The following is a 20060-nucleotide window of genomic DNA, read 5'->3' on the forward strand; positions in this document are numbered from 1 at the left end:
CGGTGTAAAGAGGGGAATCCCCGGCCTGCCTGTACCAAGGTCCCCGAAACGGGTGGTGAATCGAATCACCTGTAAGGGTTATTGCAGGGGGCGTGCCAGGTTTTAATGTGTTGAAACAAAAAAATCTGATCAGAAACACGAAAGCCCCGGGATTCGGGGGTTTCGTGCATTTGGGTAGTTGATTTTTCAGTGGTTTCAGAAGCGAATGTGGCGATGCGGCTGTGCGCGATCGCGGGTCATTGTGCATTGATGCGGTGCACGGCGTTCCGATGAGGGGCTGGATTTTGAATTCACAACAACCCTCAAGCGAACAAACCGTTAACCCTCATCCCCCTCATCATCATCGCCACCATCGACCTTCATGCCCAATTCCTTGATTTTGCGCGTCAGGGTATTGCGCCCCCAACCGAGCAAAACCGCGGCATCACGCCGGCGCCCGGCGGTGTGCTTCAGGGCCGTCTCGATCATGATTCGCTCAAACGCCGGCACCGCACTGTCGAGCAGGCTCGACTGACCGCGCGCCAGCGCCTGATCGGCCCACTGACGCAACGCCTGCTCCCAATTGGTCACTGGCGCCGAGTCCTGCGGCAGGTTCAGTAGCTCCGGCGGCAGGTCGCTGATGTGTACTTCGCGCCCGGAGGCCATCACGGTGATCCAGCGGCAGGTGTTTTCCAACTGCCGCACGTTGCCGCCCCACGGCAGGTTTTTCAGGTATTCCTCAGTCTCGCTCTTCAGCAGTTTCGGCTCGACCGCCAATTCCTGCGCGGCACGGCTGAGGAAATGCTTGGCCAGGGTCGGGATGTCTTCACGACGGTCCGACAGGCGCGGGATGTGGATACGGATCACGTTGAGGCGATGGAACAAGTCCTCACGGAATTTCCCGGCGTGTACCAGGGTTTCCAGATTCTGGTGCGTCGCGGCGATGATGCGCACGTCGACCTTGACCGGCACATGCCCACCCACGCGATAGAACTCGCCATCGGCCAGAACCCGCAGCAGACGGGTCTGGGTATCCGCCGGCATGTCCCCGATTTCATCGAGGAACAGCGTGCCGCCGTCAGCCTGTTCGAAGCGCCCGCGACGCAGATTCGCCGCGCCGGTGAACGCGCCTTTTTCATGGCCGAACAGTTCGGACTCCATCAGATCCTTGGGGATCGCCGCCATGTTCAGCGCAATGAACGGCGAGGCCGCGCGCGGGCTGTGGCGGTGCAGGGCGTGGGCGACCAGTTCTTTGCCGGTGCCGGATTCGCCATTGATCAGCACGGTGATGTTGGAGTGGCTCAAGCGCCCGATGGCGCGAAACACTTCCTGCATCGCCGGCGCTTCACCGATGATTTCCGGGGTGCGCGTCAGCGCCGGAACGACTTCCAGACCTTGCTGTTCTTGCGCGTGCTGGTTGGCACGCTTGACCAGCGACACCGCCTCGTCAACGTCGAACGGCTTCGGCAGGTATTCGAACGCGCCGCCCTGATACGAGGCGACAGCGCTGTCCAGATCGGAGTGAGCGGTCATGATGATGACCGGCAACCGTGGATGCTGCTCGCGAATCCGCGCCAGCAGATCCAGACCGCTGGCACCGGGCATGCGAATGTCGGAAATGATCACGTCCGGCTGCTGACGGGCCAGGCGACTCATCACGCCATCGGCGCTGTCGAAGCTCTGGGTGGTCATGCCTTCCTGTTGCAAGGCCTTTTCCAGCACCCAACGGATAGAACGGTCGTCATCGACGATCCACACGGTTTCACTACGGCTCATGTCGATGTGGCTCCTTGTTCCAGTGGCAGAAAGATCGAGAAGGTGGTGTGACCTGGATGGCTGTCACACTCGATCAGGCCCTGGTGCTGGCTGATGATGTTCTGGGTAATGGCCAGGCCCAGCCCGGTACCGTCCGGGCGACCGCTGACCATGGGAAAGAAAATGGTTTCCTGAAGTTCCGCCGGGATCCCCGGACCGTTGTCGATGATCTCGATCTTGGTCACCAGACGATGGCGGACGTGGCCGATGGTGAACTGGCGCATGGTTCGGGTGCGCAGACTGATGCGGCCCAGACGCAGTTCGTTCTGGCTGCTGATCGCCTGCATCGCGTTGCGCACGATGTTCAACACCGCCTGAATCATTTGCTCGCGGTCGATCAATACGTCGGGAATGCTTGGGTCGTAATCGCGCACCAAGGTGATGCAGCCCTGACTTTCGGCTTCAACCAGTTGGCAAACGCGCTCCAGCACTTCGTGGACGTTGCACATGGCCAGCGACGGCAGCTTGTTCGAGCCGAGCATGCGGTCCACCAGATTGCGCAGGCGGTCGGCCTCTTCAATGATCACGTTGGTGTAATCGCGCAGGCTGTCTTCCGGTAGCTCGCGGGCCAGCAGTTGCGCGGCGCCACGGATACCGCCGAGCGGATTCTTGATTTCATGGGCGAGACCGCGCACCAGCATCTTGCTGGTTTCCTGCTTGGACAGCTGCGCCTCTTCCTTGGTGATCCGCAGCAAGCGGTCACGCGGATGAACCTCCAGCAGGAGCATGGTCGCGCCGTTGCTGAGGATCGGCGTCACCGCGTAATCCACGGTCAAGGTCTGGCCGGTGAGGGCGGTGAGCATCGCTTCGCGTTTGGTAAACGGGTGCGCCTGCTCTACCGCTTGGCGCAACGAATTCAGCGCCTCGGTGGATTCGGTGAACAGCTCGCTGATGAATTGCCCATGGCTACGCTGCCCGCTGATGGCGAGCAGCATCTCCGCCGCCGGATTCATGTACTCGAGGCGCAATTCGGCGTCGAGCAGGATGGTGGCGGTGGTCAGGTTGTCGAGCAGCAAACGGTGGATTGCGTCGCTAATAGTCATCGGAGCCTCTTTTGGGGGCGGAGCGTGCGCAAATAACAAGCGTCGGTGAACTGAAAATGCAAAAACCAAACCAAGGCTCTGAAAAGAAGCGTTCAACGCCTGAAACAGGCGTTTGACGCTCGTTTGAGTGGCAGGGTGCCAGCTCGAACGGGAAGTTTCGAACCAAAATGGGTTGGATTGTGGGTACGGTGCAATCTATTGCACCAATATAGTGCGCAAAGCTGAACGGCGTTAGAAGAAACGCAGGAAGGGATTTTTCGGCTCTTCGGGTTTGTCTTTCAACGGGCATTCCGGACGTACGCCGTAGTCGTCGGCGACGCAGGGTTTGACCTGGCGTTTCTGCGCGAGAGAGATGCGCAGCATGTGGAACGGCTGGTTGGCGGTGCGTTCGACGGTGCGGCCCTCGGCATCGAGTATTTCCACGGACAGGTTATGGCTGCCACGATCAATGTTGTTCAGCGGGAACACCGGACTCAGACCGGGTTCGCCGGTGGCTTGGCCATCCAGCAACAGGCGATAACGGTGGCCGCGTTGCAGGCCGGGTTCGCTGGTGACGCTGACGATGATCTCGCCGGCACTGCTGCGAATTGTGGCATCGGGTTCGGGCACCAGAATGCGCAGCATGTCGTAGTGGAACGGTGGTTGTTCCGGGGATTTTTTTGCGGTGGTGATCGGCGCAGCGGCGCCGGGGTTGGCCGACATGCGATTGCTGGTCGCGATCGGTACGCGCTTGGCGTTGCTGCGCGGTTGATCGGTGTAGACGCGATTGCCCTGAGCATCGGTATAGGTGAAGACCTCTGCTGAGGCTTGCAGCATCAGCAGCGCCAGCACGACGAACAAGCTTGCGCGGATCATGGCTTGTGTACCCGCTGTACGCTGAGAGGTACTGGCGGGCTCTGCTGGATGACCGTTTGCCCGTCAATCACCTGCACCGCTAAACGATGTTCGCCGCGATCTACGTTTACCAGTTGCAGGATTGGCACGTTGCTCGGCTGACCGTAAGGCTCATCGTCCAATACCAGCCTTAATTGATGGGGCGGTCGAAGGCGCGGCTTGATCAGCACATTGACGGTGAAGGTGCCGTTGTTGGCGCGCAATGCCTCTTCGGTGGGCAAACCAGCGAGTTCAAGAATGTCATAGGCGTTGTGCGCAGGTTCACGGTTGTCGGTTTCGGGCGCGGGTGGTGCGCTGGGCGCCTGAGGCTCGACCCGATTGAGCGGCGGCAATTCCACCGGTTGTGCCTGCACGCCGTCCGGCGAGTGATCGCTGTACACCGTGTGGCCGTTGGCATCGGTGTATTTGTAGATCTGCGCGGCGGCGGGCAGGGCGATCATCAGCAATAGAATGTAGAGAAAGGTGCGACCCATGAAATCGACCGGGATTGAAAGCGATGGGGTGCAGCATAGGACAGGTGTGGCGGTTGGCCCAACCCTGCACACATCCAGAGATCATTCATACACCACAATTGATCGTTCCCACGCTCTGCGTGGGTACGCCTCAAGGGACGCTCCGCGTCCAGTGACGCGGAGCGTCACGGGCTGCATTCCCACGCGGAGCGTGGGAACGATCAGCATCACGTCATAAATGGCAGGCAATAAAAAAGGCCTCCCGAAGGAGGCCTCTTTTTGTCACGCCGAAAAACGCGGCGCTACCGGATCAGCAGCTGTAGTACAGCTCATATTCCAGTGGGTGTACGAAGGTGCGAACCTTGATTTCTTCTTCCGATTTCAGCGCGATGTAAGCGTCGATGAAGTCGTCGGAGAATACGCCGCCCTTGGTCAGGAACGCGCGGCCCTTGTCCAGCTCTTCCAGGGCTTCTTTCAAGCTGCCGCAAACTTGCGGGATCTCTTTCGCCTCTTCAGGCGGCAGGTCGTACAGGTTTTTGTCAGCAGCGTCGCCTGGGTGGATCTTGTTCTGGATACCGTCCAGACCGGCCATCAGCAGTGCTGCGAAGGCCAGGTACGGGTTGGCAGCCGGATCCGGGAAGCGGGCTTCGATACGGCGGGCTTTCGGGCTCGACACGTAAGGAATACGGATCGAAGCGGAACGGTTGCGAGCCGAGTAGGCCAGCATCACTGGAGCTTCGAAGCCTGGAACCAGACGCTTGTACGAGTTGGTCGCCGGGTTGGTGAAGCCGTTCAGGGCCTTACCGTGCTTGATGATGCCGCCGATGAAGTACAGAGCGGTATCGGACAGGCCGGCATAACCTTCACCGGCGAAGGTGTTCTTGCCGTCTTTCCAGATCGACATGTGCACGTGCATGCCCGAACCGTTGTCGCCGTACAGTGGCTTCGGCATGAAGGTCGCGGTGCGACCGTAAGCGTCAGCAACGTTGTGCACAACATACTTCAGGGTTTGGGTTTCGTCGGCTTTCTTCACCAGGGTGTTGAACTTGACGCCGATTTCGTTCTGGCCGGCAGTCGCCACTTCGTGGTGGTGAACTTCGACGGTCAGGCCCATTTCTTCCAGTGCGTTGCACATGGAGGTACGGATTTCGTGGTCGTGGTCGAACGGCGGAACCGGGAAGTAGCCACCTTTGACGCCTGGACGGTGACCCTTGTTGCCGCCTTCGATGTCCTGGTCGGACATCCACGAACCTTGCTCGGAGTAGATCTTGAACATCGAGCCGGAGATGTCCGACTTGAATTTCACCGAGTCAAAGATGAAGAACTCAGGCTCAGGACCGGCGAACACGGTGTCACCGATACCGGTGGCTTTCAGGTGTTCTTCGGCACGCTTGGCGATCGCACGTGGGTCGCGGTCGTAGCCTTGCATGCTCGAAGGTTCGATGATGTCGCACACCAGGATCAGGGTGGCGTCTTCGGTGAACGGGTCGAGTACGGCAGTTTCGTCAACCGGCATCAGGATCATGTCGGAGGCTTCGATGCCTTTCCAGCCAGCGATGGAGGAACCGTCGAACATTTTGCCGACTTCGAAGAAGTCTTCATCCAGCGCATCGCGAGCCGGCATGGTCACGTGGTGCTGAGTGCCTTTGGTGTCCGTGAAGCGCAGATCAATCCACTTGACGTCATGATCTTTGATGAGTTGAACCGTCTTCGACATATGTCCTCCGGGTGGCTTCGGGCTTAGTAGTGGATGCCCTTAGAATTTGGGTGATGCCGGCGCGAATACTCTGCCAAGGCAACCTGCCTCACAAGGGAGCAAATTGCATGCCAGTGCCCCAGCATGGGTTTTTTGCCCCAAATTCACGCTTATAAAGGTGCAAAGCGCCTGAATGCGGAAAATCTCGCCCCCTAATGTAGCGCCACAAATCGAAAATGACCCGTTTTGGTGCATGCAAAACCTTCTGCACATTAACTGGTTAAACCTTGAGCAATTTCCGCTATAATCCGCGCCCCCCTTTTTCGGCTGGCCGTTCGCGCGCTGTTTTCATGAAACTAATCGTAAAAGTCTTCCCCGAGATCACCATCAAAAGCCGACCTGTCCGGACGAAATTCATCCGCCAGTTGGCCAAGAACATCCGCACCGTGCTCCGCGACCTGGACCCGGCCGTGGTGGTGAACGGTGTGTGGGACAATCTCGAACTGGAAACCCGCGTTACCGATCCCAAAGCCTTGAAAGAGATGGGCGAGCGCCTGACCTGCATGCCGGGCATCGCGCACTTTCTGCAGATCGACGAGTACCCGCTGGGCGACTTCGACGACATCACCGAGAAGTGCAAACAGCACTACGGCGATGCACTGGCCGGGAAGATTTTCTCGGTGCGTTGCAAGCGTGCCGGCAAGCACGCATTCAGCTCGATGGATGTCGAAAAATACGTCGGCAGCAAGCTGCGCCGTGAGTGCGGTGCTGCCGGGATCGACCTGAAAGCGCCGGAAATCGAAGTCCGCATCGAAGTTCGCGACAAACGGTTGTTTGTGATTCACAGCCAGCACAACGGCATCGGCGGTTACCCGCTCGGCGCCCTTGAGCAGACGCTGGTATTGATGTCCGGCGGCTTTGACTCGACCGTTGCGGCCTACCAGATCATTCGTCGCGGCCTGATGACGCACTTCTGCTTCTTCAATCTGGGCGGGCGTGCCCATGAATTGGGCGTGATGGAAGTCGCGCATTTCATCTGGAAGAAGTACGGCAGCTCGCAACGCGTGCTATTTGTCAGTGTTCCGTTCGAAGAAGTGCTGGGCGAAATTCTCGGCAAAGTCGATAACAGTCATATGGGCGTCGTATTGAAGCGTATGATGTTGCGCGCGGCCTCCAATATCGCCGACCGCCTGCAGATCGAGGCGCTGGTCACCGGCGAGGCGATCTCCCAGGTGTCGAGCCAGACGCTGCCGAACCTGTCGGTGATCGACTGCGTGACCGACAAACTGGTCCTGCGTCCGCTGATCGTGGCGCACAAGCAGGACATCATCGACACGGCCAACGAGATCGGCACTGCCGATTTCGCCCGGCACATGCCGGAATACTGCGGGGTCATTTCGGTCAATCCGAAAACCGCCGCCAAACGCGGTCGTGTTGAACACGAAGAGAAAGAATTCGACATGGCAGTCCTCGAGCGTGCGCTCGAAAACGCCAAACTGGTGCCGATCGATCGGGTGATCGACGAATTGGGCCAGGACGTACAGATTGAAGAAGTCAGCGAAGCACTGGCCGGCCAGATCGTGATCGACATCCGTCACCCGGATGCCGCCGAGGATGAGCCGCTGGAACTCGCTGGCGTAGAAGTACAGACGATGCCGTTCTACGCAGTGAACGCTCGTTTCAAGGAGCTGGATCCGACTCGCCAGTACCTGCTGTATTGCGACAAAGGCGTGATGAGTCGCCTGCATGCTCACCATTTGCTCAGTGAGGGGCATGCCAATGTGCGCGTTTATCGACCGAGCTAAGTGCCCGGGGCTGTTTGCCTGTGGCCTGCGTCACCGGCCCCCCGACACCGCCGTCAAGCTGTAACGGCCATGCCGGACACTACTGCTAATCGCTGCCAAGACTTGTCAGCAAACCGAATCCTCTGATCGAGATACACAAGTGATCGAAAATCTACGCAACATCGCCATCATCGCCCACGTTGACCATGGTAAAACCACCCTGGTAGACAAACTCCTGCGTCAATCCGGCACCCTGGAGCGCAACGAGCTCAACGACGAGCGCGTGATGGACTCCAACGACCAGGAAAAAGAGCGCGGTATTACCATTCTGGCGAAAAACACCGCCATCAACTGGAACGGCTACCACATCAACATCGTGGACACCCCGGGCCACGCCGACTTCGGCGGCGAAGTTGAACGCGTAATGTCGATGGTTGACTCCGTTCTGCTGCTGGTTGACGCTCAAGACGGCCCTATGCCGCAAACCCGTTTCGTGACCAAGAAGGCTTTCGAAGCCGGCCTGCGTCCAATCGTGGTAATCAACAAGGTTGACCGTCCAGGCGCGCGTCCGGACTGGGTTCTGGATCAGATCTTCGACCTGTTCGACAACCTCGGTGCTACCGAAGAACAACTGGACTTCCAGGTTGTTTACGCTTCGGCCCTGAACGGTATTGCCGGTCTGGATCACACCGCCATGGCGGAAGACATGACCCCGCTGTACCAAGCGGTAGTCGACCACGTTCCGCCTCCGGCCGTTGACCGTGACGGTCCGTTCCAGATGCAGATCTCCGCTCTGGACTACAACAGCTTCCTGGGTGTTATCGGTGTTGGCCGTATCGCTCGTGGTCGCGTCAAGCCGAACACCCCGGTTGTCGCTATCAGCGCCGACGGCAAGCGCCGCAACGGTCGTATTCTGAAGCTGATGGGTCACCACGGTCTGCACCGCATTGACGTTGAAGAAGCAGCAGCCGGCGACATCGTCTGCATCAGCGGCTTCGACGAGCTGTTCATCTCCGACACTCTGTGCGATATCAACACCGTCGAGGCGATGAAGCCGCTGACCGTTGACGAGCCAACCGTTTCCATGACCTTCCAGGTAAACGACTCGCCATTCTGCGGTAAAGAAGGCAAGTTCGTGACCTCCCGTAACATCAAGGATCGTCTGGACAAAGAGCTGCTGTACAACGTTGCACTGCGCGTTGAAGAAGGCGACTCGGCTGACAAGTTCAAGGTTTCCGGCCGTGGTGAGCTGCACCTCTCGGTACTGATCGAAACCATGCGTCGCGAAGGCTTCGAGCTGGCCCTGGGCCGTCCTGAAGTGATCATCCGTGAAGTTGACGGCGTGAAGCAGGAACCGTTCGAAAACGTAACCATCGACATCCCTGAAGAATCGCAGGGCAAGGTCATGGAAGAGATGGGTCTGCGTAAGGGCGACCTGAGCAACATGGTGCCGGATGGCAAGGGCCGTGTTCGTCTGGAATACAACATCCCTGCTCGCGGTCTGATCGGTTTCCGTAACCAGTTCCTGACCCTGACCAACGGTGCTGGCATCCTGACCTCGATCTTCGACCGTTACGCTCCAGTGAAGTCGGGCCACATGTCCGGCCGTCAGAACGGCGTTCTGGTTTCGGTTGAAACCGGTAAGGCACTGACCTACTCGCTGGAAACCCTGCAGGCTCGTGGCAAGTTGTTCGTAGAACACGGCCAGGAGATCTACAACGGTCAAATCGTTGGTCAGAACAGCCGCGACAACGACCTGGGTGTAAACCCAACCAAAGGCAAGAAGCTCGACAACATGCGTGCTTCGGGTAAAGACGAAACCATCGCTCTGGTACCACCTGTTCGCTTCACCCTGGAACAGGCTCTGGAATACATCCAGGAAGACGAGCTGTGCGAAGTTACTCCTAAGTCCATCCGTCTTCGCAAGAAGATCCTGGACGAAAGCGAGCGTACCCGCGCTGCCAAGAAAGCCAAGGCGTAATTTAGCCCGCGCTTGAAAAAACGCCCCCGGTCGCGAGACCGGGGGCGTTTTTGTTTGTCTGCGATCAACAGCGAAGCAATGGGCAAATCAAGCGTCGAACCAGCGAAACGCGAGGAAGGTTTCCGCGATCTTGCGCAGTACAGCCTTGTCCGCTTTGTTGGCTATGCCATCGCCGTTCACATCGGAGTTAGTGAAGGAGTCGAGGCTGCCGTCATTGTCACCATCGTACGCGGCTGCGCGTCGGATCTTGATGGGTTTGCTCAGCTCGCCATCGTCTTCACTGAATTGAAGCGTGACCACATTGGGTGTGCCGTCCTGATGATGGTCGGTTGCGCCAATTTTCAGATAGCGCTCCCAGTTATCGCCGGCATTGAACCAGTTGAGCTGCAGGAAGACCTCGGCAAAGGCCGTGAGTAGCAACTGATCCTGAAAATTCTGCAGTCCGTCGCTGTTGATATCACCCGCGAAGCCGAACTCAATGCAGCCATCGGCGGACATATCCAGTGCAAAAGCTTCGTGGACGAGGTTGGCAGAGCCATTGTGGAAGTGCAGCTGCACGGCATCGGCTTTGCCGTTACCGCTACGATCCTGGGCTGTCACTTTTAAATAACGCATGAGCATCTTCTCTGAGGGAGTGATGCTCCACACTAGTGTTGGGGAGAGATACTTTCTGTCGGGTGAATGCTTGATAAGCATAGGAAATTGCGACAAGCGGGTAGGGTCGAGTTACCCGTTCCTGTAAGAACAATCTACGGATGGCACTTTCAGTACGGAGCTCGCCTTTGGCCAACTCCGGGGTTGGGTTAGAACTTCTCAATCGCCCGGAAATTCTGCTCGCGCACCACTTCCTTTGGCTTGTACGCGCAATACCCAGGCCGCGGCCCGATCTTCGGGTGATTGCGGCAGGTATCCGGGCGCTTGTCATAAATGGTGCACAAGCGGCTCTTACGATCCAGGTAGTAGCAATCGTTGTTGCTCATGCGCTGCAAGGTGAAGATGCCGGACTTCTGGTTGAAGCGTTCGACCAGGCCTTCCTTTTGCAGGCGCTTGGCGATGTTCTTCGGCGGATCGCCCAGTTCGAACTCGTCGACCACACCGATGCGCACCAGATCCTTGATCTTCACCTCGACCGGCAGCGTGCAGCAGCTGGACACGCAGGAACCGCACATTGGGGCTGAGTATTTCGCCCACGTATCGAGACGATCGATCTCAGCGGCGGCAATCAGGTTGGGCTTCATCATCGGGAGTTACCAGGCGTGTGTGCATCAGGGCGCGCGATCATACCGGGACTGGTGGATTTTTGAACAACCTTTCGCCAGATTTTTTCTGCATACAGGCACATTGCCGGACAATTCGGCACGGCCCCTGCATTCATTAGCTCACTCGCCAAGGTAATGCCGGGCTATCTCACAGTCTCAGGAAATACTGCCGAACCAGAGCCCTCACCGTCGGTCAGACCGTCTAGGCTCAGACAATTCCCGCTCGCTCGAGGTCCTATTGATGACTCAAGAACCACTAGTTCGCGAAGCAGAGGTGGCCGCATTCCGCGACGCCGTCCTGACCAAGCTCACCTACGCGGTGGGCAAAGACCCCGATCACGCCTTCGACCATGACTGGTTCGAAGCCATTGCGTTGGCGGCGCGTGATCACATGGTCGAACACTGGATGGACCACACCCGGCAGATCTACCGCAAAGGTCAGAAACGGGTGTATTACCTCTCGCTGGAATTTCTTATCGGCCGCTTGCTCTATGACAGCCTGAGCAACCTTGGTCTGCTCGACGTCGCCCGTGAAGCATTGACCGAACTCGGTGTCGATCTGGAACGCATCCGCTTGCTGGAGCCCGATGCGGCGCTCGGCAACGGCGGTCTCGGGCGTCTGGCGGCGTGCTTCATGGAAAGCATGTCGACCCTCGGCATTGCCGGCCACGGTTATGGCATTCGTTATGAACACGGCTTGTTCCGCCAGGCGATTGTCGATGGCTGGCAGCAGGAGCAGACCGAGCACTGGCTGGATTTCGGTAACCCGTGGGAGTTCGAACGGCCAGAAGTCGTGTACTCCATCGGCTTCGGCGGCAGCGTTGAAACCGTCACCGACATTTCCGGCAAGTCCAAACAAGTCTGGTCGCCGGCGGAAACCGTCCGCGCCATTGCTTACGACACGCCAGTGGTGGGCTGGCGCGGGGCGAGCGTCAACACTTTGCGGCTGTGGCGTGCGCGCGCCATGGAAGATTTGCACCTGGAGCGTTTCAACGCCGGTGACCACTTGGGTGCCGTCGCCGAGGTTGCCCGCGCGGAAAGTATCTCCCGCGTGCTCTACCCGGCGGACAGCACTGAAGCAGGGCAGGAGCTGCGCCTGCGCCAGGAATACTTCTTTGTCGCTGCTTCCTTGCAGGATTTGCTGCGCCGTCACCGCAACATGCACACCTCGGTGCTGACCCTGGGCGATCACGCGGCGATCCAGCTCAACGATACGCACCCTTCGATTGCCGTCGCCGAACTGATGCGCCAACTCGTCGACGTCTACGACGTGGCGTGGGATGCCGCGTGGCAAGTGACCGTCGACACGCTGTCATACACCAACCACACGCTGCTGCCGGAAGCACTGGAAACTTGGCCTGTGGGCTTGATGGAACGCATGCTGCCACGGCACATGCAGATCATTTACCTGATCAACGCCCAGCACATCGACGCGCTGCGGGCCAAAGGCATTCACGATTTCGACGTACTGCGCGCGGTGTCGCTGATCGAAGAAGACAACGGTCGCCGGGTACGCATGGGCAACCTCGCTTTCCTCGGTTCGCACAGCGTCAATGGCGTGTCTGGCTTGCACACGCAACTGATGCGCAAAACCGTATTCGCCGAACTGCACAAGCTCTACCCGGAGCGGATCAACAACAAAACCAACGGCATTACCTTCCGCCGCTGGCTGTATCAGGCCAACTCGGAACTGACTTCGATGCTGGTCGATGCGCTCGGCCCGGATCTATTGGATAACCCCGAAGAGCGTCTGCTCGATCTTGAGCCGTTCGCCGAAAAAACCGCGTTCCGCAAAGCTTTTGCCGAGCAACGGCTGCACAGCAAAAAAGCCTTGGCCTATCTGATTCACGAACGGCTGGGTATTGCGGTCAATCCGGCGGCGATGTTCGACGTGCAGGTCAAACGGATCCACGAATACAAACGCCAGTTGCTCAACCTGATGCACACCGTGGCGCTGTATCAGGCGATTCGCGCCGAGCCGGAAGTCGACTGGGTGCCACGGGTGAAAATCTTCGCCGGCAAGGCTGCGGCGAGTTATCACCAGGCGAAACTGATCATCAAGCTGACCAACGACATCGCCCGGGTGGTGAACAACGATCCGACCGTGCGCGGCTTGCTGAAAGTGGTGTTCCTGCCCAACTACAACGTCAGCCTGGCGGAGAGCATTATTCCGGCGGCGGACTTGTCCGAGCAGATTTCCACCGCAGGCTTCGAGGCGTCAGGCACCAGTAACATGAAGTTCGGCCTCAACGGCGCGCTGACCATCGGCACGCTGGACGGTGCAAACGTGGAAATGTGCGAACGCATCGGCGCCGAGCACATGTTCATCTTCGGCCTCAGCGCCCAGCAGGTCGAAGCGCGCAAACAGAACCACGAGTTCAGCGCAGTGCCGGACATCGCCGCGTCCCATCGTCTGAACGATGTGCTGCAAGCGATTCGCGGCGGGGTGTTCTCGCCGGATGACACCTCGCGTTATACCGGGCTGATCGATTCGCTGGTGGATTACGACCGCTTCCTGGTCTGCGCTGACTTCGACTCCTACTGGGAAGCGCAGAAACGCGTTGAAGCGCATTGGCACGATTCCAACAACTGGTGGCGTTCAGCGGTGCTCAACACGGCGCGGATGGGCTGGTTCTCCTCGGATCGGACGATTCGCGAGTACGCCACGGATATCTGGAAAGCGCTGGAGTAACTTTCCGTTCGGCTCGATATAATCGCGTGCCGGAAAAGATCGCAGCCTTCGGCAGCTTCTACACAGGTGTTCGCATAACCCTGTAGGAGCTGCCGAAGGCTGCGATCTTTTTGGGTCAGGCTGCGCTAATCTTCCCGGATTGGCCTTTGCGCTTAGGGATATCGACCATGCAATGGATGTTCATGTTGATCGGGCTGGTGCTCGGCTGGCTGCTCGACGAGTCGTTCAGTGACGCGCTGTTGGGCGCGTTGTTGGGGCTGGCAATCGGGCAGACGATCCGCATCGCTCGGCTTGGCTCGCTGGCGGCGGCGCAACAGCAGCAACTTGAGCAGGCGAAGGTTGCTTTGCAGGGCGTCGAACAGCGCCTGTTTCTGCTCGAAGGCGTGCCCCTTCATGCTGCGCCGCCACCGACTTCGGCGCCGGCCGCCGAACCTGTCGTCGAACCGCTCAAAGCAGTCGAAGAAGCCCCGGCCCCCGAACTGGTCTGGGAACTGCCGCCCGAACTCGAACCGATTTCCGCCGTCGCCAGCGAAACCAGTCAACCGCTGCCTGCTGATGTGTGGCGCCTCGATGCCGTCACGCCCGAACCGTCAAAACCCGCCGAACCCCGTGGCCCGAACCTCATCGAGCGCGGCATCAATGCTGCGCGTAACTGGCTGTTCGGCGGCAACACCGTGCTGCGCGTTGGCGTGGTGTTGTTGTTTTTCGGTCTGGCGTTCCTGCTGCGCTACGCCACCGAAGGCATGATCGTGCCGATCGAGTTGCGTTACTCCGGTGTCGCGGCGGCCGCGTTGGGCTTGCTCGCGCTGGGTTGGTGGCTGCGCCGGCGCAACAGCAATTACGCGTTGATGCTGCAAGGCACCGGGATCGCGGTGCTGTACCTGACGGTGTTTGCGGCGATGCGCCTGCACCCGTTGCTCGATCCGTCGGCCGCGCTGGGACTGCTGGTGGCGGTGACGATTTTCTCGGCGATTCTCGCCATTACCCAAGACGCCTTGGGGCTTGCCGCAGCGGCGGCGCTGGGCGGTTTTGCCGCGCCGATCCTGACTTCGACCGGCGCCGGCAACCACGTCGCGCTGTTCAGTTATTTCGCGCTGCTCAACGCCGGCATTCTCGCCATCGCCTGGTTCAAGGCCTGGCGTCTGCTCAACCTGATCGGCTTCGTCGGCACCTTCGGTATCGGTTTCGCCTGGGGTTTGCGTTCGTATACGCCGGAGCTGTTGTGGAGCACCGAGCCGTTCCTGATTCTGTTTTTCCTGATGTACCTCGCCATCGGCCTGCTATTCGCCCGGCGCAAATTGCTCGACATGCCGGACGCGCCGGCGGCGGACGACCGCGAGGCGTTGCTGCACTGGTCTGCGCGCAAGGGCGATTACGTCGACGGCACGATGCTGTTCGGCCCGCCGATCATTGGCTTCGGTCTGCAGTTTGCGCTGGTGCAGCATCTGGAGTTTGCTGCCGCTTTCAGTGCGCTGGCGTTGGGCATGATCTACATGGCGCTGGCCAAGGTGTTGATGGACGGGCGCGCGGTGCTGCTGGGCGAAACCTGTCTGGCGCTCGGAGTGATTTTTGCCAGTCTGGCGATCCCGCTGGGGCTCGATGCGCGTTGGACCTCGGCGGCGTGGGCGGTGGAAGGCGCGGGGATTTTCTGGCTCGGTTTGCGCCAGCATCGACCGTTCGCCCGCGCGTTTGCCTTGCTGCTGCAACTGGGTTCCGGGTTAGCCTTCCTCAGTCAGTTGCGGGTCGGCGAAAGCAGTCTGCTCGACGGTGCGCCGCTGGGCGCTTTGATGCTCGGGATTGCCTTGCTGTTCAGCTTCTATCAATTGCGCAAGGCCTCGCCGCAACAGGCATCACTTTGGGAGCGTCAAGGCTTGCCGGTGTTGGCGTGCCTGGGCCTGACCTTCCTCTATCTGCTGGCGCCGCTGTTCTTCTTCGTTCAGGCCACGGCCATCAGTTGGGCGCTGGCCGGTCTGGTGACGTTGTTTGTCGGTCTGCGGATTCAATCGCGCACCTTCCTGTTCACCGCGTTTGCCGTGCAGTTGCTCGGCGGTGCGTTGTTCCTGTTGCGTCTGCAAGGCGCGGGCGAGGATTCGGCAGCGGTGTTCAGCGCCGGCTGGAGTGGCTTGCTCAGTGCTTCGCTGATCGGTCTGGCGTTGATCGCCGGCATGCTGTTGGCGGCCCGTGATGAAATGGTGCGCGGTGATGTACGTCTGCTGCGCGGATTGTCGGTGGTGCTGTTGGCTGGTCTGGTGCTGATCAATCTGGCGGTGCTGTTTGTCCTGCCATGGCAGACCGCGAGCGCGGTGTGGGCGGCCAGTGGTTTGCTGATTATCTGGTTGAGCCTGTACCTCAAGCAGCGCGTGAGTTTTGTTTTCGGTTTGTTGTTGCAAGTGATCGGTGGCGCGGCGTTTTTGCTGGCCGGTCCGGAGTTGCTCGGGCCACTGTCCAGCGAAGGTTTGAAACCGCTGGCCCATGGCGGATTCTGGACGCCGCTGGTACTGGGGCTGGCGGCGATGATCGGTGCGTGGCGCCTGCAACTGGGCAATCACGCCTCGGCATTCGATGCGTTGAGTTTGCAGCGCTTGTCCGAAGTATTGCTGGTGTGGGGCGCGGGTTGGTGGGCGCTGGCGTGGGTTAGCGAGATGCTGCGTTTTGCTGCTCCGAATTTGCAAGGCACGTTGCTGCTGTTGGTAGCAGCCGTAAGCGTGGCGGTGTGGACTGTGTTGGCGCTACGTTTGAAATGGCCGGCGCTGGGCTTGCTCTGCACCTTGCTGATTCCGGCGGCAGGTCTGGTGTTGCTCGCTGCTTGGCATTCGCGTTATCACCCGGCGACGGATTTCGGCTGGCTGGCGTGGGCGGCGGTGTTCGCCGTGCACTTCTTCAGTCTGCGGCGCCTGGCGCCGATGTTGCCGGCGCGCGCCTTGAGTACGGCGCATGTATTGGGCTGTTGGTTGCTGATTGGCGTGCTGGCGCTGGAATTGCGTTACGGGCTACTGCTGTTGTCCGAGCAATACAACGCCTGGCGTTGGTTGGGTTGGGCGATTCTGCCGAGCGTTTATCTGCTGCTGGCAGCGGCCCCGCGCTCTTGGCCGTGGCCGGTCGCAGCGTTTGCCCGCGAGTACCGCTTGTACGCCGCCGCGCCGCTGGCGGTGTTGATGCTCGCGTGGTTTTGGTTGGCGAATGGCGTCAGCGATGGCAACGCCGAACCGTTGCCGTATGTGCCGCTGCTGAACCCGCTGGAGCTGGGTCTGTTGTTTGCTTTGTTCGGCGTTTATGTCTGGTCGCGCAGTGCAGTTTCGCAGCTGTCGATTCGTCAGGACTACGCCGAATACGCGACGCAACTGATCGCCGGGGTATCGCTGTTCGCTTTCTGCACCGCGCTGGTCACCCGCGCGGCACACCATTGGGCCGGGATTCCGTTCGAGCTCGATCAACTGCTCGGCTCGATGCTGGTGCAGGCCGGATTGTCCATCGTCTGGACGTTGATGGCGCTCGGGCTGATGATCGGCGGGCATCTGCGTCATCGTCGCGAAGTGTGGTTGATCGGCGCGGCGCTGATTGCGCTGGTGGTGGCCAAACTGATTTTTGTCGAACTGAGCAACCGTGGCGGCCTTGCCCGGATCGTCTCGTTTATCGGCGTCGGCGTGTTGCTGCTGGTGGTTGGCTATTTCGCGCCGCTGCCGCCCAAACGCGTCGACGCTGACCCGGCGGCGGACAAACCGGCCCCGAACACCGAAGGAGTTTCATCTTGAGTCGCATGCGAAATCTGGGTTGGTTGGCGTTGGGCGTGGTGATGGTGGCCGGTGCTCAGGAAAAACCGGCGGACTTCGCCACGCAGGTGCCGCTGTCTGTGAGCGGCAACGGCCCGTGGTATCGCCTCGACTTACCGTTGAGCGTGCAATTGCAGGCGCGCCAGACTGATCTCAGTGACTTGCGGGTATTCAACGCCGCTGGCGAAGCGCAGGCCTACGCCTTGGCGCGCGAGTCGGCGCAGACCCGCGATGACGGCCAGTTGCACGAGGTGAAATGGTTCCCGCTGTACAACGCCGCCGACGCCAGTGAGCGCGCGCCGAATGTGCGCGTGCAATCGACCACCAACGGCACGCTGGTCGAAGTGCAGCCGTCCAGCCAGTTGGAGGCGGGTGAAGAAGTGCTGCGTGGCTGGCTGCTGGATGCCAGCGCGATCAAGGCGCCGTTGCAGCAATTGATCCTCGACTGGACCAGTGAGCGCGACGGCTTTCAGCGTTTCAGCATTGAGGCCAGCGATGACTTGCAGCACTGGCAGCCGTGGGGCGAAGGTCAGGTCGCACGACTGACTTTTTCCGATGAGCGCATCGAGCAGCACGAAGTGACGTTGCCGGGGCAATCGGCGCGTTATGTGCGGCTATTGTGGGAGTCGCCGAACTCGGCGCCGATTTTGACGGCGGCACAATTGAAAAGCAGTGATCCGCGCGATTTGCCGCTGCCGTTGGTCTGGTCGCAGGCATTGGCCGGCAGCAGCACCAAGGCCGGGGAATACACCTGGCAGTTGCCGATGGGGCTGAATGTCGAACGCGTGCAGGTTGAACTCAAACAACCGAACAGTCTGGCGCCGGTGATATTGGCGGGGCGACGTGAAAGCAGCCTGCCGTGGCAGGAACTGAGCAGCGGCTTGCTCTATCGCCTGAGCCAGAATAATCAGGATGTAGTGCAGAACGAATTGCAGCTCTACGGGCAGACCGTGCAGCAGTTGAAGCTGACGGTCGATGAGCGTGGCGGTGGTCTGGGCGCGCAGGCGCCCAGCGTGAAGTACGCGGTGCGGGCGACTCAGGTGATCTTCCTTGCACGCGGAGAGGGGCCGTACAGTCTGGCGCTGGGTAATCCGACGGTGAAAACGGCGAACTTGCCGCTGGCGACGCTGATTCCGGATTTCAAGCCGCAGAAGCTGGCGTCGTTGGGCAAGGCGTCGGTACAGGGTGAAGCGGTTGGTACGCAGACATCGACGGCGACCACAGCGGCGGTGGCGGAGACCAATTGGAAGAAGATTGGGTTGTGGGCAGTGTTGTTGTTGAGTGTGGTGTTTTTGGGGGCTATGGCGTTTAGCTTGTTGCGCAAGCCTCCAACCAACACCTGAGAATGGCTGGCGCTGCGCGCCAATCGCTGGCAAGCCAGCTCCCACAGGTTATTTGGTGTACACAAAATAGATGAACGACCGAAGTCCTTGTGGGAGCTGGCTTGCCAGCGATGACGGCCGATCAATCAACAAAAATCCTCTAACCGCCGCTATCACTCAACCACCATCCGTCCCGAACCGGTCTACGCTAAACCCGCTACCTGAACTCTCCACCCACATTCACGTCTCATGCAGGCAATTACACCCCAACGCACGTTACCGGGCGTCTTCGCTCGCTACGTTTTCAGACTCCCTGTAAACTGCGCGGGTTTTTAGCCCCCCATTCCACCGGAGCCGTCCATGTCCCGCGTTACCCTGAGTCGCTATTTGATTGAGCAGACCCGCAGCAATAACACTCCTGCCGATCTGCGTTTCCTGATCGAAGTGGTGGCGCGTGCTTGCAAAGAAATCAGCCACGCCGTGTCCAAAGGCGCCCTGGGTGGTGTTCTGGGCAGCATGGGCACTGAAAACGTCCAAGGCGAAGTGCAGAAGAAACTCGACGTGATCTCCAACGAGATCCTGCTCGAAGCCAACGAATGGGGCGGTCACCTGGCCGGCATGGCGTCCGAGGAAATGGACAATGCCTACCAGATCCCGGGCAAATACCCGAAAGGCGCGTACCTGCTGGTATTCGACCCACTGGACGGTTCGTCGAACATCGACATCAACGCCCCGGTCGGCACCATCTTCTCGGTACTGCGTTGCCCGAACGAATACCTGAGCCAGAACGAGCCGCTGAACGAAAAAGCGTTCCTGCAGCCAGGCACCCAGCAGGTTGCCGCCGGTTACGCGATCTACGGCCCGCAAACCATGCTGGTACTGACCCTCGGTGACGGCGTCAAAGGTTTCACCCTGGACCGCGAAATGGGCAGCTTCGTGCTGACCCACGAAGACATCACCATTCCTGAATCGACCCAGGAATTTGCGATCAACATGTCCAACCAGCGTCACTGGGAAGCCCCGGTACAACGCTACGTGGGCGAGCTGCTGGCCGGTGAAGAAGGTCCGCTGAAAAAGAACTACAACATGCGTTGGGTCGCGGCGATGGTTGCCGACGTACACCGCATCCTGACCCGTGGCGGTCTGTTCATGTACCCGCGCGACAGCCGTGAGCCGTCCAAGCCAGGCAAACTGCGTCTGATGTACGAAGCCAACCCGATGTCGTTCCTCGTTGAACAAGCGGGCGGCGCGTCCACCGACGGTCATCAGCGTATTCTCGACATCCAGCCTGAAGGCCTGCACCAGCGCGTAGCAGTCTTCCTCGGCTCGAAAGAAGAAGTCGCTCGCGCTACGGCTTACCACAAGGAATAAAC

Annotated in this window: 13 protein-coding genes; 6 read left to right on the forward strand and 7 right to left on the reverse strand. The window is 59.5% G+C overall.

Going from position 1 to position 20060, the window contains the following annotated elements; all coding sequences use genetic code 11:
- Positions 1 to 318 precede the first annotated feature (318 nt).
- From ntrC to glnA, 5 genes are all read right to left on the reverse strand, one after another.
- The gene (gene ntrC / locus CKW38_RS23185) at positions 319 to 1755 is read right to left on the reverse strand and encodes a nitrogen regulation protein NR(I) (protein ID WP_007909238.1); all 1437 of its coding nucleotides are present in this window, start codon (positions 1753 to 1755) and stop codon (positions 319 to 321) included.
- Entirely contained in the window at positions 1752 to 2837 is a 1086-nt protein-coding gene (gene glnL / locus CKW38_RS23190) for a nitrogen regulation protein NR(II) (protein WP_007909240.1), read from the reverse strand. The genes ntrC and glnL overlap by 4 nt, the downstream gene beginning before the upstream one ends.
- A 231-nt stretch (positions 2838 to 3068) precedes the next feature.
- Positions 3069 to 3692, reverse strand: coding sequence for a DUF4124 domain-containing protein (locus tag CKW38_RS23195; RefSeq protein WP_007909242.1), 624 nt, complete (start codon positions 3690 to 3692; stop codon positions 3069 to 3071).
- Positions 3689 to 4204 carry a DUF4124 domain-containing protein gene (locus CKW38_RS23200; protein WP_095113968.1) on the reverse strand — a complete coding sequence of 172 codons (516 nt, stop codon included), beginning with the start codon at positions 4202 to 4204 and terminating at the stop codon, positions 3689 to 3691. Before CKW38_RS23200 ends, CKW38_RS23195 begins: the two co-directional genes overlap by 4 nt.
- 289 nt (positions 4205 to 4493) lie before the next feature.
- Positions 4494 to 5900 carry a type I glutamate--ammonia ligase gene (glnA, locus tag CKW38_RS23205; protein ID WP_007909254.1) on the reverse strand — a complete coding sequence of 469 codons (1407 nt, stop codon included), beginning with the start codon at positions 5898 to 5900 and terminating at the stop codon, positions 4494 to 4496.
- 329 nt (positions 5901 to 6229) lie between these two features.
- Here glnA and thiI point away from each other — a divergent pair, with 329 nt between their 5' ends.
- Both thiI and typA read left to right on the forward strand, forming a co-directional pair.
- Positions 6230 to 7684 (forward strand): tRNA uracil 4-sulfurtransferase ThiI, encoded by a 1455-nt coding sequence (gene thiI, locus CKW38_RS23215; RefSeq protein WP_007909256.1) that lies wholly within the window; start codon positions 6230 to 6232, stop codon positions 7682 to 7684.
- Positions 7685 to 7823: 139 nt separating this feature from the next.
- A complete protein-coding gene (gene typA / locus CKW38_RS23220; RefSeq protein ID WP_003220792.1) occupies positions 7824 to 9644 on the forward strand; it encodes a translational GTPase TypA in 1821 nt (606 codons plus the stop codon).
- 87 nt (positions 9645 to 9731) lie between these two features.
- Here the strand turns inward: typA and CKW38_RS23225 are convergent, their stop codons facing one another.
- Together CKW38_RS23225 and CKW38_RS23230 are read right to left on the reverse strand one after the other, a co-directional pair.
- The gene (locus tag CKW38_RS23225) at positions 9732 to 10259 is read right to left on the reverse strand and encodes a hypothetical protein (RefSeq protein ID WP_095113988.1); all 528 of its coding nucleotides are present in this window, start codon (positions 10257 to 10259) and stop codon (positions 9732 to 9734) included.
- A 188-nt stretch (positions 10260 to 10447) separates the two neighbouring features.
- Positions 10448 to 10885 carry a YkgJ family cysteine cluster protein gene (locus CKW38_RS23230; RefSeq protein ID WP_038359983.1) on the reverse strand — a complete coding sequence of 146 codons (438 nt, stop codon included), beginning with the start codon at positions 10883 to 10885 and terminating at the stop codon, positions 10448 to 10450.
- Between the two features lie 259 nt (positions 10886 to 11144).
- Between CKW38_RS23230 and CKW38_RS23235 the strand changes: the two genes are divergently transcribed.
- From CKW38_RS23235 to CKW38_RS23250, 4 genes are all read left to right on the forward strand, one after another.
- Positions 11145 to 13595: a glycogen/starch/alpha-glucan phosphorylase gene (locus tag CKW38_RS23235; protein WP_095113969.1), complete on the forward strand. Its 2451-nt coding sequence runs from the start codon at positions 11145 to 11147 to the stop codon at positions 13593 to 13595.
- Positions 13596 to 13762: 167 nt separating this feature from the next.
- Positions 13763 to 17347 carry a DUF2339 domain-containing protein gene (locus tag CKW38_RS23240; RefSeq protein ID WP_095113970.1) on the forward strand — a complete coding sequence of 1195 codons (3585 nt, stop codon included), beginning with the start codon at positions 13763 to 13765 and terminating at the stop codon, positions 17345 to 17347.
- Positions 17344 to 18708 carry a DUF3999 domain-containing protein gene (locus CKW38_RS23245; RefSeq protein ID WP_007909264.1) on the forward strand — a complete coding sequence of 455 codons (1365 nt, stop codon included), beginning with the start codon at positions 17344 to 17346 and terminating at the stop codon, positions 18706 to 18708. The genes CKW38_RS23240 and CKW38_RS23245 overlap by 4 nt, the downstream gene beginning before the upstream one ends.
- 339 nt (positions 18709 to 19047) lie before the next feature.
- Positions 19048 to 20058, forward strand: a complete 1011-nt coding sequence (locus CKW38_RS23250) for a class 1 fructose-bisphosphatase (RefSeq protein ID WP_007909265.1) — start codon at positions 19048 to 19050, stop codon at positions 20056 to 20058.
- Positions 20059 to 20060 lie beyond the last annotated feature (2 nt).

The sequence above is a fragment of the Pseudomonas sp. Irchel 3H7 genome, assembly GCF_900187605.1.
GTDB lineage: Bacteria > Pseudomonadota > Gammaproteobacteria > Pseudomonadales > Pseudomonadaceae > Aquipseudomonas.

Bases quoted from the DNA above. Each gene is read 5' to 3' on its own strand.
- ntrC (WP_007909238.1), bottom strand. From the start codon at position 1,755: ATGAGCCGTAGTGAAACCGTGTGGATCGTCGATGACGACCGTTCTATC.
- glnL (WP_007909240.1), bottom strand. From the start codon at position 2,837: ATGACTATTAGCGACGCAATCCACCGTTTGCTGCTCGACAACCTGACC.
- CKW38_RS23195 (WP_007909242.1), bottom strand. From the start codon at position 3,692: ATGATCCGCGCAAGCTTGTTCGTCGTGCTGGCGCTGCTGATGCTGCAA.
- CKW38_RS23200 (WP_095113968.1), bottom strand. From the start codon at position 4,204: ATGGGTCGCACCTTTCTCTACATTCTATTGCTGATGATCGCCCTGCCC.
- glnA (WP_007909254.1), bottom strand. From the start codon at position 5,900: ATGTCGAAGACGGTTCAACTCATCAAAGATCATGACGTCAAGTGGATT.
- thiI (WP_007909256.1), top strand. From the start codon at position 6,230: ATGAAACTAATCGTAAAAGTCTTCCCCGAGATCACCATCAAAAGCCGA.
- CKW38_RS23225 (WP_095113988.1), bottom strand. From the start codon at position 10,259: ATGCGTTATTTAAAAGTGACAGCCCAGGATCGTAGCGGTAACGGCAAA.
- CKW38_RS23230 (WP_038359983.1), bottom strand. From the start codon at position 10,885: ATGATGAAGCCCAACCTGATTGCCGCCGCTGAGATCGATCGTCTCGAT.
- CKW38_RS23235 (WP_095113969.1), top strand. From the start codon at position 11,145: ATGACTCAAGAACCACTAGTTCGCGAAGCAGAGGTGGCCGCATTCCGC.
- CKW38_RS23240 (WP_095113970.1), top strand. From the start codon at position 13,763: ATGCAATGGATGTTCATGTTGATCGGGCTGGTGCTCGGCTGGCTGCTC.
- CKW38_RS23250 (WP_007909265.1), top strand. From the start codon at position 19,048: ATGTCCCGCGTTACCCTGAGTCGCTATTTGATTGAGCAGACCCGCAGC.